Genomic DNA, 12,849 nt, shown 5'->3' with positions numbered 1-12,849 from the left:
GGCGTGTCTTGCGGAGGAGAAGACCGGTGACCTACATCATCGCCGAGCCGTGCGTGGATGTGCTCGACAAGGCATGTATCGAGGAGTGCCCGGTCGACTGCATTTACGAGGGCAACCGGATGCTCTACATCCACCCCGACGAGTGCGTCGACTGTGGTGCCTGTGAGCCCGTCTGCCCGGTGGAGGCGATCTTCTACGAGGACGACGTCCCCGAGCAGTGGAAGGACTACACCGGCGCCAACTACGAGTTCTTCGAGGACCTGGGCTCGCCCGGGGGCGCCTCGAAGATCGGCAAGGTGGAGAAGGACGCCACGTTCGTCGCCGCGCAGCCGCCGCGCGGCGAGGGCCACTGAACAGCCCCGCGCCGGTCTCGTCGCGGCTGCCCGAGTACACCTGGGATACCCTGGCCGCCGCGGCCACCCTGGCCGCGGCGCACCCAGAGGGCCTGATCAACCTCTCCATGGGCACGCCGGTCGACCCGGTGCCCGAGGTGATCCGGCGGGCGCTGGCCGACGCGTCCGACGCTCCCGGCTACCCGTTGACCGCCGGCACCCCGGCGCTGCGGGACGCGATCGCGGCGTGGGTCGCCCGGGCCTGTGGCGCCGGGGTCGATGGTCTCGGCGTGCTGCCGACCATCGGCTCCAAGGAGCTGGTCGCCTGGCTGCCCACCCTGCTCGGCATCGGTCCCGGTGACGTGGTGGTGGTGCCGTCGATCGCGTACCCGACGTACGAGGCCGGGGTCCGGCTGGCCGGGGCCACCGTGGTCCGCGCCGACTCGCTCACCGCGGTCGGGCCGACCTCCCGGGTCCGGCTGGTCTGGGTCAACTCGCCCGGTAACCCGACCGGTCGGGTGCTGCCCGCGGCGCACCTGCGCAAGGTGGTCGACTGGGCCCGGGAACGCGGCGCGGTGGTGGCCAGCGACGAGTGCTACCTGCCGCTCGGCTGGTCGGCCGAACCGGTCTCGGTGCTGTCTCCGCAGGTCTGCGGCGGCAGCTACGCCGGGGTGCTCGCCGTGCACTCGCTCTCCAAGCGGTCCAATCTCGCCGGCTACCGGGCCGGATTCGTGGCCGGCGACCCGGCGCTCGTCGCCGAGCTGCTGAAGGTCCGCAAGCACGCCGGCATGATCGTGCCCGCTCCCGTGCAGGCGGCCATGGTGGCCGCTCTGCAGGACCAGCGGCACGCCGACGAGCAGCGGGAGCGCTACCGCGCCCGACGTGAGGTGCTGACCGCCGCGTTCACCGGCGCCGGCTTCACGGTCGAGCACTCGGAGGCCGGCCTCTACCTCTGGCTCACCCGTGGTGAGGACTGCTGGCAGACGGTCGACTGGCTGGCCCGGCGCGGCATCCTGGTCGCGGCCGGCGTCTTCTACGGCCCCACCGCCGGGCAGCACGTCCGGGTGGCGCTGACCGAGTCCGACGAGCACGTCGCCGCGGTCGCCGGCCGGCTGCGGGCCTGACCCCGGGTCCCGGTGATGACCGGCGAGGCGACCGGGCGGTACGCCGGCGTGCGGGCGGCGGTGGTCGGCACCGGCCTGATCGGCGGCTCGGTGCTGCTGCGCCTGGCCGACGCCGGCCTGGACGTGGCCGGTTGGGATCCCGACCCGGCGACCCGCGACCGGGCCCGGGCCGCGGGGCTGGTCGCGCCGGACACGGTCGAGCAGGCCGTGGCCGGCCGGGACGTGGTCTTCCTTAGCGGCCCGCTGCCCACCCTGCCCGGGACGCTGGCCCAGGTCTCCGCCGCGACCGCGCCGGGCTGTGTGCTGACCGACGTCGGCAGCACCAAGGTCGACGTGGCCGAGGCGGCCGAGCGGCTCGGGCTCACCGACCGGTTCGTGCCCGGGCACCCCATGGCCGGCGCGGAGTCCGCCGGCCTGACCGCCGCCTCCACGACGCTGTTGGCCGGCGCCGCCTGGGTGCTCTGCCCGGCGCCGGGCGCGGCGACGCACGCCTTCCGCTGGCTGACCGGGCTGCTCGTGGAGCTGTTCGGTGCCCGGGTGGTGCCGATGTCCGCGCCGGCGCACGACTCGGCGGCCGCGCTCGCCTCGCACGTGCCGCACCTGCTGGCCGGGGCGTTGGCCGGGGCGGTGCAGCGGGCGCCGCTGCGCGACGCGGTGCTGGCGCTCGCCGCCGGCAGCTTCCGGGACGGCACCCGGGTCGCCGGCACCCCGGCGGAGCGGACCGCGAACATGCTGCTCGGCAACCGGGCCCGGGTGCTGCACGAGTTGGCCGAGGTGAGCGAATTCCTGGACGGGCTGGCGGCGGCGCTGCGGGCCGGTGACGCCGCGGCGCTCACCGCTCGGTACGCGGAGGCCGCCGCGGCCCGGTCGGCGCTGCTCGACCCCCGGTACGCCGGGCGGGACCGGGAGTTCCCGGCCGACGGCGACCATTCCGCGGAGGTGACCTGGCTGTGGGGGCTGGGCGAGGCGGGCGGGCACCTGACCGGGTGCCGGGTTGGAGCGACAACGGTCTCCTACACCGCGTGGCTTCCCTCGGCTGACTAGGCTCAGAGGTATGGCGGTGGATGGCCCGGTGGTGCAGGTGCGCGGCGAGGCGTACCGGGAGGTGCCGCCCGAGCTGGCCCGGTTCTCGGTCACCGCGACGGCCCGGGACCGGGACCGGGAGGCCACGCTGACCCGGCTCGCTGAGCGGGCCGCCGCCGTCCGGGTTCTGCTGGACAGCTCCGAGCCGGTCGTGGTCCGGCGGGAGACCGGCGACCTGCGGGTCCGGCCGGAGACCCGGCGTTCGGGCGAGCGGGTGGTGGCCTGGCACGGGAGTGTCACCACCACGGTCACCGTCACCGACTTCACCGCCCTGGGTGAGCTGATGCTCCGGCTGGCCGACCAGGACCAGGTCGAGGTGGCCGGTCCCTGGTGGGAGCTGCGCCCGGACAGCCCCGCCCACCGCGAGGCGCGGCACGCCGCGATCACCGACGCGCTGCTGCGTGCCCGGGAGTACGCCGAGGCGCTGGGCGCCCGGGTCACCTCGCTGATCGAGCTGGCCGACGCCGGCCCGGGCGATCGGCCGATGTTCGCCCGCGCGGCGTACGACGGGGGCGGCGGCGGGCCGGAGCTGGAGCTGGACCCGCAGCCACAGACCGTGCAGGCGACCGTGCGGGCGCGGTTCACCATCAGCGACCCGGTTCTGGACTGATGCCGCCGGCCCGGGTGCTCTCCGTCGACGAGCTGGTGGCGCGGGCGCGCGTGCTGGCTGAGGCCGGTCCGCGGCAACTGCTCGGCATCGCCGGGGCGCCGGGCGCCGGGAAGTCCACGTTGGCCGAGCAGATCGTCGCCGGGGTCGGTCCGACCGCACGGCTGGTGCCGATGGACGGCTTCCACCTGGCGCAGTCACAGCTGGTCCGGCTGGGCCGCGCCGATCGCAAGGGCGCGGTGGACACCTTCGACGCCAACGGGTATGTCTCGCTGCTGCGCCGGTTGCACCGGCTGGAGCCGACCTCGGTCTACGTGCCGGAGTTCCGCCGGGCCCTGGAGGAGCCGGTGGCCGGGGCCATCGAGGTGCCGCCCTCGGTCCGGCTGGTGGTGACCGAGGGCAACTACCTGCTGCTGCCGGACTTCCCATGGCAGGAGATCCGGTCGCTGCTGCACGAGGCCTGGTTCCTCGATCTGGACGCCGAGGTGCGGCAGCGCCGGCTGGTCGCCCGGCACGAGGCGTTCGGGCGGTCGCTGGAGCAGGCGCGGGCGTGGGCGCTGGGCAGCGACGAGTCCAACGCCTCCCTGGTCACTGGCACCGCTGACGGCGCCGACCTGGTGGTGCGCCTGCCCGAGCCGCCCTCGCCCTGACCGGAGCGCCGTGCCGGCGCTGCGCCGATCAGTTGAGTTGGCGGATCGGCCGGGCCGGGTTGCCGACCGCGACCACGTTGGCGGGCAGGTCCCGAGTCACCACCGCGCCGGCGCCGACGACGGTGTTCGCCCCGATCGTCACCCCGGCCAGCACGATCGCGCCGCCGCCGAGCCAGACGTTGTCGCCGATGGTGATCGCCTTCGCCGCCTCCCACTTGTCGCGTCTCGGCTCGGGTTCCACCGGGTGCGTCGGAGTGAGCAGCTGCACGTTCGGTCCGACCTGGACGTCCGCGCCGAGGGTGATCGGGGCGACGTCGAGGAAGACCGCGTGGTAGTTGACGAAGCTCCGCGGCCCGATCCGGACCTGCCAGCCGTAGTCGCAGTAGAACGGTGGACGGATCCAGGCGCCCTCGCCCAGCTCGCCGAGGAGCTCGCGCAGCGCCGCGAGGCGAGCCTCCTCGTTCGTGGCGGAGCTGCTGTTGAAGCGTTCCATCCGGCGGGCGGCCTGGTCCCGGTCAGCGATGATCTCGGGATCGTCCGCGAGGTAGGGCTCTCCGGCGAGCATCCGGTCCTTCATGGAGGTCACCCGTCGATGATGCCGTTCCGACCGGGTAAGGGTTGGTTGGTCCGTCATTTTCTCGACTTCTTTATGCATACGCGGTATGCAACTCTGACGGTGGTCAATGCGTCTCTGTTCGTAACGACGCTCCATCAAGGAGGATCCGTTGCATCGAAGTAGCAGAATGGCCGCGGCAGCCGTGGTCGCCCTCGTGCTGGGCAGTCCGGCAGTCGCCGTGGTAGCCCCGTCGACCACCGCCGCCACCCCGGACGTCGTCGGGCGCACGTCGACCGACGCCGCGTCCTCGACCACCACCGTCACCCTGCTCTCCGGGGACCGGGTCACCGTCACCGCGTCCGGGTCCGCCGCCGTACGTCCCGGCCCCGGGCGTACCGACATCCGGCCGGCCGGACCCTGATCATCCCGGTGCAGGTGCAGGTGCAGGTGCAGGTGCAGGTGCAGGTGCAGGTGCAGGTGCAGCGGCAGCCCGGCGCCACCGGGTCGCGGGTGACCGGGTTGACCGTCGACGTCTCGTACGACGGCGGCCGGAGCTGGCAACCCGCCCAGGTCCGGCACGGCGGGCACGGCTGGACGGCCACCGTCCGGCACCCCGCCGGGCCCGGCTACGCGTCCCTGCGGGCCACCGGCCGGGACGCCGCCGGCAACACGGTGACCGAACGGATCATCCAGGCGTACCGGCTGCGCTGAGGCGTACCCCGTGGGGTCCGCGGCCGAGCGCCGCGGACCCGGCGGGGGCCGTCAGTCGTTGGCGTGCAGGGCGGCGTTCAGCTCGATGCCCCGGCCGGTGCGCGGCCGGGCCTCCAGCGCGCCGGTCACCGAGTTGCGCCAGAACAGCAGGCCGTCGACCCCGGACAGCTCACGGGCCTTGACCACCCGGCCGTCCGGCAGGCTGATCTTCGAGGCTGCGGTGATGTAGCAGCCCGCCTCCACCACACAGTCGTCGCCGAGCGAGATGCCGACGCCGGCGTTCGCGCCGATCAGGCTCCGCTCACCGATGCTCACCTTCTCCGTGCCGCCGCCGGACAGGGTGCCCATGATCGAAGCGCCGCCGCCGATGTCGGAGCCGTCGCCGATCAGCACGCCCTGCACGATCCGACCCTCCACCATCGACGTGCCCACGGTGCCGGCGTTGAAGTTGACGAAGCCCTCGTGCATCACCGTGGTGCCGGCGGCCAGGTGGGCGCCGAGGCGGACCCGGTCCGCGTCGGCGATCCGCACACCGGCGGGGACCACGTAGTCGGTCATCCGGGGGAACTTGTCCACCCCGTACACCGCCAGGTGGCGGCCGGCGGCCCGCTCGATCACCCGCAGCTCGTCCACCCGCTCCGGCGGGCACGGCCCGGCGGAGGTCCACGCCACGTTGGCCAGCTTGCCGAAGATGCCGTCCAGGTTGAGCTGGTTGGGCCGGACCAGGCGGTGGGAGAGGAGGTGCAGCCGGAGGTACGCGTCCGGGGCGTCCTTGATCGGGTCGTCCAGCGAGCCGACCACGGTGACCACCTGGACGGTACGCAGACCGGGCAGCGGCCGGTCGCCGAGCGCGGCCGGCGGCAGGTCGAGCACGTCCGTCTCGTCCTCACCGGCGACCAGCGGCAGCTCACCCAGGCCCAGCTTGCCGGTCGGGTACCAGGTGTCGAGCACCTGCTCGTCGGCCGTGACGGTGGCCAGGCCGATGCCCCAGGCGGAATCTGCGGACGTCACTGTTGCACCTCTCGGTCGCGGCCGGACCGGCCTCTGCTCACGACGGCGGGGCTCGCAAGCTCACTCCTCGCGCTGACAAGCCTGAAGGTACCGTGCGAACCATGGAGAACCCGCTGACCCCCGAGGTCCTCGCCGATCCGGTGGCGCTGACCCGCGCTCTGGTCGACATCGAGTCCGTGTCCCTCGACGAGAAGGCGATCGCCGACTGCGTCGAAGAGGTGCTGCGGGGCGTACCGCACCTGACCACCCACCGGCACGGCAACACGGTGATGGCGCGCACCGACCTGGGTCGCTCGCAGCGCGTCGTGCTGGCCGGACATTTGGACACGGTGCCGCTGAACAACAACTTCCCGTCGACCATGCGCGGCGACCTGATGTACGGCTGCGGCACCTCGGACATGAAGTCCGGCGTCGCGTACGCGCTGCACCTCGCGGTGACCCTGCCCGAGCCGCGCTACGACGTGACCTACTTCTTCTACGAGGCCGAGGAGATCGAGTCCCAGTACAACGGGCTGAACCTGGTCGCGCAGGCGTACCCGGAGTGGCTGGAGGCGGACTTCGCCGTCCTGCTGGAGCCGACGTACGGCATCGTCGAGGCGGGCTGTCAGGGCACCATGCGGTCGATGGTCACCACCACGGGGGTACGGGCCCACTCGGCGCGATCCTGGCACGGGGTCAACGCCATCCACGCCGCCGGCGAGGTGCTCCGCCGGCTCCAGACGTACGAGGCGCGCCGGGTCACCATCGACGGCTGCGACTACCGCGAGGGCATGAACGCGGTGCGGATCCACGGCGGGGTCGCCGGCAACGTGGTCCCGGACCGGTGTGAGATCGAGGTCAACTACCGGTTCGCTCCGGACCGCACCCCCGCCGAGGCGGAGGCGCACCTGCGGGAGGTCTTCGCGGGCTTCGACATGGTCGTGACCGACGCGGCGGCCGGCGCCCTGCCCGGGCTGGAGGCGGCCCCGGCGAAGGAGTTCCTGGCGGCGGTCGGCGCGGCGCCGATCGGCAAGCTGGGCTGGACGGACGTGGCCCGGTTCGCGGCCATGGGCATCCCAGCGCTGAATTTCGGCCCGGGGGACCCCAACCTGGCCCACCATCCGGACGAGCACGTCGAGATCACCAAGATCCGCGACGGGGCCGCGACCCTGCACCGCTGGCTGGCCCTGGTCTGACCCCGCGCCGGGCGCCCACCGGCCGCCCGCTCCGGTGATCAAGAGGTTTGCGTCAGCCGGGCCCGTTGTCGGCGACGCAAACCTCTTGATCAGCTCCGGATGGGGTGGGGGAGAGGGGTTCGTCCAGTTGGCGGGTGCGGCGGCGTTCGGCCACCACGTCTCGGATCCGTCGCTGCATCTGGCGACGGATCCGGATCATCTCGCTGTTGCTGATCACGCTGTCTCCTCCCCCGAAGGCGCGCGCCGGGGCATACCCGGTATGTGAATAGTAAGACGTACGAGCGAGCCGAATAGTTGCCCAAGATCTCGAACTATTTCTCTGCGTCCGCGACCCGCCCCAGCAACTGCCGGGTGGACCACTACGGTTGCTCCATGAGCCAGAGCAACGGGCGGGAGGCCAGCCGCGGTCCCGGACAGGAGCGGCATCGGGGCGCGGTGACGCTGCGCCGGGGAGCGATTCCGAGCAGCACCGCGGACCAGAGGCTGCTGGACTCGCGCGGGCGGGGTGACTGGAAGACCAGGGACGCCTGGCGGGCGCTGCGCATCCTGTCCGAGTTCGTTGAGGGCTTCGACACGCTCGCCGACCTGCCGCCCGCGGTCAGCGTCTTCGGCTCCGCGCGCAGCGGCCCGGACACCGCCGAGTGCCGCCTGGCCGAGCAGTTGGGCGGCGCGCTGGCCCGGGCCGGCTACGCGGTGATCACCGGTGGTGGGCCGGGGGTGATGGAGGCCGCCAACCGGGGGGCCAGTGAGGCCGGCGGGCTCTCCGTCGGGCTCGGCATCGAGCTCCCGTTCGAGCAGGGCATCAACGAATGGGTCGACCTGGCCATCGACTTCCGCTACTTCTTCGCCCGTAAGACCATGTTCGTCAAGTACGCGCAGGCGTTCGTGGTGCTGCCCGGCGGGTTCGGGACCATGGACGAGCTGTTCGAGGCGCTCACCCTCGTGCAGACCGGCAAGGTCACCCGGTTCCCGGTGGTGCTGATGGGGGTCGCCTACTGGCAGGGGCTGCTCGACTGGATGCGTGACACGATGGCCGCCGACGGCAAGATCGGCCCCGTCGACCTGGACCTGATCTGCCTCACCGACGACGTCAACGCGGCGGTCCGGCACATCATCGAGGCCGAGGCGACGCTCTCCGCCGAGCAGGAGGCGGTCCGCGACGAGGCCGTCGCCCGTACCGCCGCTGACCAGCAGGCCGCCGCCGAGCAGGCTGCCGAGCAGCCGCGGGAGAGCTGATGGCGGCGATCTGCGTCTTCTGCGCCTCCTCCCGTACCCTCGACCAGCGCTGGTTGGACCTGGCCGCCGAGACCGGCGCGGAGCTGGCACGGCGCGGGCACACGCTGGTCAGCGGCGGCGGCTGCGTCGGCATGATGGGCGCGCTGGCGGACGGCGCCCGGGCCGCCGGAGGGCGCACCCTGGGCGTCATCCCGCAGGCGCTGGTGGACCTGGAGGTCGCCGACCTGGCCTCGGACGAGCTGCTGGTGACCGACTCGATGGCCACCCGCAAGAACGTGATGATCGACAAGTCGGACGCGTTCCTCGCCCTGCCCGGCGGGCTGGGCACCCTGGACGAGCTGTTCGAGGTCTGGACCACCGCCACCCTCACCCTGCACACCAAGCCGATGGTGCTGATCGACACCGACGGCTTCTACCGGCCGCTGCTGGACTGGCTCGGCACGCTGGCCGACCAGCACTTCCTCAAACCAGCCGGCCTCAGCCTCCTAACCGTCGCCACCACCATCCCCACCGCCCTGGACGCCCTCGAATCCCACCTAACCTGACCCCCGGCTCCACACCCCCGCCCCCGGGCTCCCACCCCGCCGATCATGGAGTTGGCGGCGCTGCCGTCGGCGTGTCGCGCCGCCAACTCCATGATCGACGGGCTGGTGGGGTGGGGTGAGAGGGTGGGCGGGCCCGGGCGGGGTGGGGTGTCGTATGGGCGTGATGGGATGAGCTGATGCAGGCGTACCGGTTGGTGCGGCGGCCCGAGGGGCCGGCGCGGGGGGACGGGGACGTGCCTGTCGGCGGCGCCGTGCCCGCCGGTAGCGGCGCGGCCGAGGGCGGCGCCGTGCCCGCCGGTGGGGTTGCGCTGACCGGCCGGGTCGGGGCGGTCGGGCACGAGCGGGCGGTCGGGCCCGGGGCCGGCCGGCGGGTCGATCCGGTGCAGGCGGAGGTGGTCGGGCACACCGACGGGCCGATGCTGGTGCTCGGCGGGCCGGGCACCGGCAAGACCAGCACCCTGGTCGAGGCGGTCGCCGCCCGGGTGACCGAGGGGGTCGATCCCGAACGGATCCTGGTGTTGACCTTCAGCCGTCGAGGCGCCACCGCACTACGCCAGCGCATCGAGGCCCGGGTGGCGCAGGACGGCCACCGCGTGCTGCGGGAGCCCCTGGTGCGCACCTTCCCGGCGTACGCCTTCGGGTTGCTCCGCCGGGCCGCCGCCGAACGTGGCGAGCCGTCGCCCCGGCTGCTCACCGGCCCGGAGCAGGATCTGATCATCCGCGAGCTGCTGGACGTGGTGGGCGAGGAGCCCGAGGACGATCCGGTCGGCTGGCCGACGGACCTACGGCCGGCCCTGCGGACCCGCGCCTTCGCCGGCCAGCTGCGCGACCTGCTCATGCGTGCCGCCGAGCGGGGCATCGGCCCGGCCGACCTGGCCCGGCTCGGCGAGAAGCTCGGCCGCGCCGACTGGCCGGCCGCCGCGCGCTTCCTGCGGGAGTACGTGGCGGTGCTCGCGCTGCGCGACGTCAGCAACCGGGGGTCGATCGCGTACGACCCGGCCGAGCTGGTCCGTGCGGCCACCGGGTTGCTGCGCGACGACGAGGAGCTGCTGGCCGCCGAGCGCCGCCGGCTCGCCCACGTGTACGTCGACGAGCTGGCCGACACCGACCCCGCCCAGCTCGACCTGTTGTCGGTGATCGCCGGTGGCGGCAAGACGCTGGTCGCCTTCGCCGACCCGGATTCCTCCACGTACGCCTTCCGTGGCGCCGACCCGGCCGGCGTGACGACCTTCCCGCACCGGTTCCGGACCGCCTCGGGGGCGCCGGCCGCGCAGGCGCTGCTGACCACGTCCTACCGGGCCGGGCCGGGCCTGCTCGTCGCGATCGCCCGGCTGGGCCGCCGACTGCGGGGTCCGGCGGCGCACCGCCGGCTGCACCCGCTGCCGGATGCCCCGACCGGCGTGGTCGAGGTGCACACGTTCCGCTCGGCGACCAGCGAGGCCGCCTGGCTGGCTCACGCGCTGCGCTCCGCGCACCTGCTCGACGGCGTGCCCTGGTCACGGATGGCGGTGCTGGTGCGGTCGACCGCGCTGCAACTGCCCACCCTGCAACGGGCGCTGCACGCCGCCGGCGTACCGACCGTGGTGCACGGCGAGGACCTGCCGCTGCACCTGCAACCGGCGGTGGCCCCGCTGCTGCTCCTGCTGCGCTGCGCGCTGGAGCCGGACAGCCTGGACGAGGAGGCGGCCGTCGCGCTGCTGCACTCGCCGCTGGGCGGGGCGGACCCGTTGGCCGAGCGGCGGCTGCGGCAGGGCCTGCGCGCGCTGGCACTGGCCGGCGGCGACCGGCGCCCGTCCGGGGAGCTGATCGTCGAGGCGTTGCGTGACCCGGCCGAGTTGGCCGGCATCGAGCGGCGGTGGGCGGAGCCGGCGCAGGCGGTGGCCGGGCTGCTGGCCGCCGCCCGGGCCGCCGCCGCGCGGCCCGGCGCGACCGCCGAGGACGTGCTCTGGGCCGTCTGGCACGCCAGCGGGCTCGCCGAACGCTGGGCCGGAGCGATCGGCCAGGGGCGGCCGGAGGCCGGTGAGGGGGACCTCGCCCGGCGGCGGCGGGCCGAGGCGGCCGACCGGGACCTGGACGCCGTGCTGGTGCTCTTCGACGCGGCGGCCCGCTTCACCGACCGCCTTCCCGGCGCCCGCACTGAGGTCTTCCTCGACCATGTGCTCGGTCAGGACCTGCCGGCCGACACCATCGCCCCGACCGCCGACCGGGGTGCGGCCGTACGGCTGCTCACCGCGCACGCCGCGAAGGGTCTGGAGTGGGACCTGGTCGCGGTGGCCGGGGTGCAGGAGGGCATCTGGCCGGACCTGCGCCTGCGCGGCAGCCTGCTCGGCTCGGAGCGACTGGTCGACGTGCTGGCCGGTCGGTCCGTCGGCGGCGCCACCGCGGCGAACGTGGTGGGTCAGACCTCGGCGTTGCTGGACGAGGAACGCCGGCTCTTCCACGTCGCCGTCAGCCGGGCCCGACACCGGTTGCTGGTCACCGCGGTGGCGTCGGCCGCGGTGGGCGGCGACGACCACGAGGAGCAGCCGAGCCGGTTCCTGCACGAGCTGGGGCCCACCGCGCCGCCGGCCGCGCCGCCCACCCCGCCGAACGGGCCACCCACTCCGCCCGGTCCACGTACCGGCCCGACCAACGATCCCGCCGGCGGTCCGCCGCAGGCCGCGCCCAGTGGCGACGGCGCGGCCGGCGCTGGCGTCACCGACGGCGCAACCGGAAACGGCTCCCCGCACGCCGTGTCCGGTGACCGCGAAGTGACGGAGGACGGTGAGCCGGACCGGCCCGGCGCGCTGCCGGTCACCCGACCGCCGCGGGCGCTCACCCTGCCGGCGTTGGTGGCCGAGTTGCGTACCGCGATCACCGACCCGGCCGCACCGACGTTCCGGCGGCGCGCCGCGGCGGCCGAGCTCGCCCGGCTCGCCGCCGCCGGTGTGCCCGGCGCGCATCCGGACGACTGGTGGGGTCTACGCGCGCTCTCCGACGACCGGCCGCTGATCGATGACGGCGAACCGGTGCGGGTCACCCCGTCGGCGATGGAGAGCGCGTTGCGGTGCAGCCTGCGCTGGCTGCTGGAACGGCACGGCGGCAGCGGCCCGGCCAGCACCGCTCAGGGCGTGGGCAACCTGGTGCACGCCGCCGCGATGCTCGCCGAGGACGCCAGCGCCGACCGGGGCGCCCTGCTCGACTACGTGGCCGCCCGGTTCGACGCGATCGAGTTGGCCGCCCGGTGGATGGCCGGCCCGGAGCGGGAACGCGCCGAGGCGATGGTCGACAAGCTGCTGCGCTGGCTGGCCACCAACCCGCGCCGGCTGCTCGCCATCGAGCACGAGTTCGCGGTCCGCCTGGACGACCCGCACCGGCCGGTCGACCTGGCCGGCCGGGTCGACCGGCTGGAGGTCGACGAGGACGGGCGGCTGGTGGTGATCGACCTGAAGACCGGTAAGTCCACCGCCGTCACCGGCACCGACCTGGCCGAGCATCCGCAGCTCGGCGCCTACCAGGCGGCGGTGGAGGCGGGGGCGTTCCCCGAGTTCGGCGACGAGTCCGGGGGCGCCGCGCTGGTGCAGCTCGGCACCTTCGCCAAGGACGCCCGCGAGCAGAACCAGCCGGCGGTCGGCGAGGGACCGGCGGCTGGTTGGGCGACCGCGCTGGTCCGACGGACCGCCGATACGATGGCCGCTGCCACGTTCGCCGCGGTGGCGAACTCGAAATGCCGGGTCTGCCCGGTGCGCACCAGCTGCCCGGTCTCCGGGCAGGGGCGCCAGGTCGTCGAGCCGCCGACCACCCGGAGCAGCCGTGAGGGCGAGGAGTGAGCGTGCGATT

At 74.1% G+C, this 12,849-nt stretch carries 14 protein-coding genes; 11 read left to right on the top strand and 3 right to left on the bottom strand.

Features of this window, described 5'->3' with window-relative positions; genetic code table 11:
• Positions 1-26: 26 nt before the first annotated feature.
• Genes fdxA through ACFYPS_RS25990 form a run of 5 tightly spaced genes read left to right on the top strand, consistent with a single transcriptional unit; the run spans position 27 to position 3,796 of the window.
• Positions 27-353, top strand: a complete 327-nt coding sequence (gene fdxA / locus ACFYPS_RS26010) for a ferredoxin (RefSeq protein ID WP_007464872.1) — start codon at positions 27-29, stop codon at positions 351-353.
• Positions 350-1,456 (top strand): succinyldiaminopimelate transaminase, encoded by a 1,107-nt coding sequence (dapC, locus tag ACFYPS_RS26005; RefSeq protein WP_354964002.1) that lies wholly within the window; start codon positions 350-352, stop codon positions 1,454-1,456. Before fdxA ends, dapC begins: the two co-directional genes overlap by 4 nt.
• A 15-nt stretch (positions 1,457-1,471) precedes the next feature.
• Positions 1,472-2,500 carry a prephenate dehydrogenase/arogenate dehydrogenase family protein gene (locus ACFYPS_RS26000; protein ID WP_354963699.1) on the top strand — a complete coding sequence of 343 codons (1,029 nt, stop codon included), beginning with the start codon at positions 1,472-1,474 and terminating at the stop codon, positions 2,498-2,500.
• Positions 2,501-2,510: 10 nt separating this feature from the next.
• Positions 2,511-3,149 (top strand): SIMPL domain-containing protein, encoded by a 639-nt coding sequence (locus ACFYPS_RS25995; protein ID WP_354963700.1) that lies wholly within the window; start codon positions 2,511-2,513, stop codon positions 3,147-3,149.
• On the top strand, positions 3,149-3,796 hold the full coding sequence (locus ACFYPS_RS25990) for a nucleoside/nucleotide kinase family protein (protein ID WP_354963701.1): 648 nt from the start codon (positions 3,149-3,151) through the stop codon (positions 3,794-3,796). Before ACFYPS_RS25995 ends, ACFYPS_RS25990 begins: the two co-directional genes overlap by 1 nt.
• Positions 3,797-3,824: 28 nt before the next feature.
• On the opposite strand, the gene ACFYPS_RS25985 is transcribed toward ACFYPS_RS25990, so the two are convergent.
• On the bottom strand, positions 3,825-4,382 hold the full coding sequence (locus tag ACFYPS_RS25985) for a sugar O-acetyltransferase (RefSeq protein WP_354963702.1): 558 nt from the start codon (positions 4,380-4,382) through the stop codon (positions 3,825-3,827).
• Positions 4,383-4,539: 157 nt separating this feature from the next.
• Between ACFYPS_RS25985 and ACFYPS_RS25980 the strand changes: the two genes are divergently transcribed.
• Positions 4,540-4,773 carry a hypothetical protein gene (locus ACFYPS_RS25980; protein WP_354963703.1) on the top strand — a complete coding sequence of 78 codons (234 nt, stop codon included), beginning with the start codon at positions 4,540-4,542 and terminating at the stop codon, positions 4,771-4,773.
• A gap of 8 nt (positions 4,774-4,781) precedes the next feature.
• Positions 4,782-5,063 carry a hypothetical protein gene (locus ACFYPS_RS25975; protein WP_387327702.1) on the top strand — a complete coding sequence of 94 codons (282 nt, stop codon included), beginning with the start codon at positions 4,782-4,784 and terminating at the stop codon, positions 5,061-5,063.
• Between the two features lie 51 nt (positions 5,064-5,114).
• On the opposite strand, the gene dapD is transcribed toward ACFYPS_RS25975, so the two are convergent.
• Entirely contained in the window at positions 5,115-6,074 is a 960-nt protein-coding gene (gene dapD / locus ACFYPS_RS25970) for a 2,3,4,5-tetrahydropyridine-2,6-dicarboxylate N-succinyltransferase (protein WP_354963705.1), read from the bottom strand.
• 101 nt (positions 6,075-6,175) lie between these two features.
• Between dapD and dapE the strand changes: the two genes are divergently transcribed.
• Positions 6,176-7,249 carry a succinyl-diaminopimelate desuccinylase gene (gene dapE, locus ACFYPS_RS25965; RefSeq protein WP_354963706.1) on the top strand — a complete coding sequence of 358 codons (1,074 nt, stop codon included), beginning with the start codon at positions 6,176-6,178 and terminating at the stop codon, positions 7,247-7,249.
• A 52-nt stretch (positions 7,250-7,301) separates the two neighbouring features.
• On the opposite strand, the gene ACFYPS_RS25960 is transcribed toward dapE, so the two are convergent.
• Entirely contained in the window at positions 7,302-7,466 is a 165-nt protein-coding gene (locus ACFYPS_RS25960) for a hypothetical protein (protein WP_354963707.1), read from the bottom strand.
• 155 nt (positions 7,467-7,621) lie between these two features.
• Between ACFYPS_RS25960 and ACFYPS_RS25955 the strand changes: the two genes are divergently transcribed.
• The 3 genes from ACFYPS_RS25955 (at position 7,622) to ACFYPS_RS25945 (ending at position 12,839) form a co-directional block, all read left to right on the top strand.
• Entirely contained in the window at positions 7,622-8,485 is an 864-nt protein-coding gene (locus ACFYPS_RS25955; RefSeq protein WP_354963708.1) for a TIGR00730 family Rossman fold protein, read from the top strand.
• The gene (locus tag ACFYPS_RS25950; protein WP_354963709.1) at positions 8,485-9,030 is read left to right on the top strand and encodes a TIGR00730 family Rossman fold protein; all 546 of its coding nucleotides are present in this window, start codon (positions 8,485-8,487) and stop codon (positions 9,028-9,030) included. The genes ACFYPS_RS25955 and ACFYPS_RS25950 overlap by 1 nt, the downstream gene beginning before the upstream one ends.
• Before the next feature lie 176 nt (positions 9,031-9,206).
• Positions 9,207-12,839 (top strand): ATP-dependent helicase, encoded by a 3,633-nt coding sequence (locus tag ACFYPS_RS25945; RefSeq protein WP_387327697.1) that lies wholly within the window; start codon positions 9,207-9,209, stop codon positions 12,837-12,839.
• The last annotated feature ends 10 nt before the right edge of the window (positions 12,840-12,849 follow it).

The organism is Micromonospora sp. NPDC005087 (assembly GCF_042872965.1).
Taxonomy (GTDB): domain Bacteria; phylum Actinomycetota; class Actinomycetes; order Mycobacteriales; family Micromonosporaceae; genus Micromonospora.
The sequence above is the reverse complement of the archived record's forward strand: the minus strand, read 5'-3'. Positions and strand labels throughout refer to the sequence as shown.

Coding starts and splice junctions, on each gene's coding strand:
- ACFYPS_RS25990 (WP_354963701.1), top strand. CDS start 3,149: ATGCCGCCGGCCCGGGTGCTCTCCGTCGACGAGCTGGTGGCGCGGGCG.
- ACFYPS_RS25980 (WP_354963703.1), top strand. CDS start 4,540: ATGGCCGCGGCAGCCGTGGTCGCCCTCGTGCTGGGCAGTCCGGCAGTC.
- ACFYPS_RS26000 (WP_354963699.1), top strand. CDS start 1,472: ATGACCGGCGAGGCGACCGGGCGGTACGCCGGCGTGCGGGCGGCGGTG.
- ACFYPS_RS25945 (WP_387327697.1), top strand. CDS start 9,207: ATGCAGGCGTACCGGTTGGTGCGGCGGCCCGAGGGGCCGGCGCGGGGG.
- ACFYPS_RS25995 (WP_354963700.1), top strand. CDS start 2,511: ATGGCGGTGGATGGCCCGGTGGTGCAGGTGCGCGGCGAGGCGTACCGG.
- ACFYPS_RS25955 (WP_354963708.1), top strand. CDS start 7,622: ATGAGCCAGAGCAACGGGCGGGAGGCCAGCCGCGGTCCCGGACAGGAG.
- ACFYPS_RS25950 (WP_354963709.1), top strand. CDS start 8,485: ATGGCGGCGATCTGCGTCTTCTGCGCCTCCTCCCGTACCCTCGACCAG.
- dapE (WP_354963706.1), top strand. CDS start 6,176: ATGGAGAACCCGCTGACCCCCGAGGTCCTCGCCGATCCGGTGGCGCTG.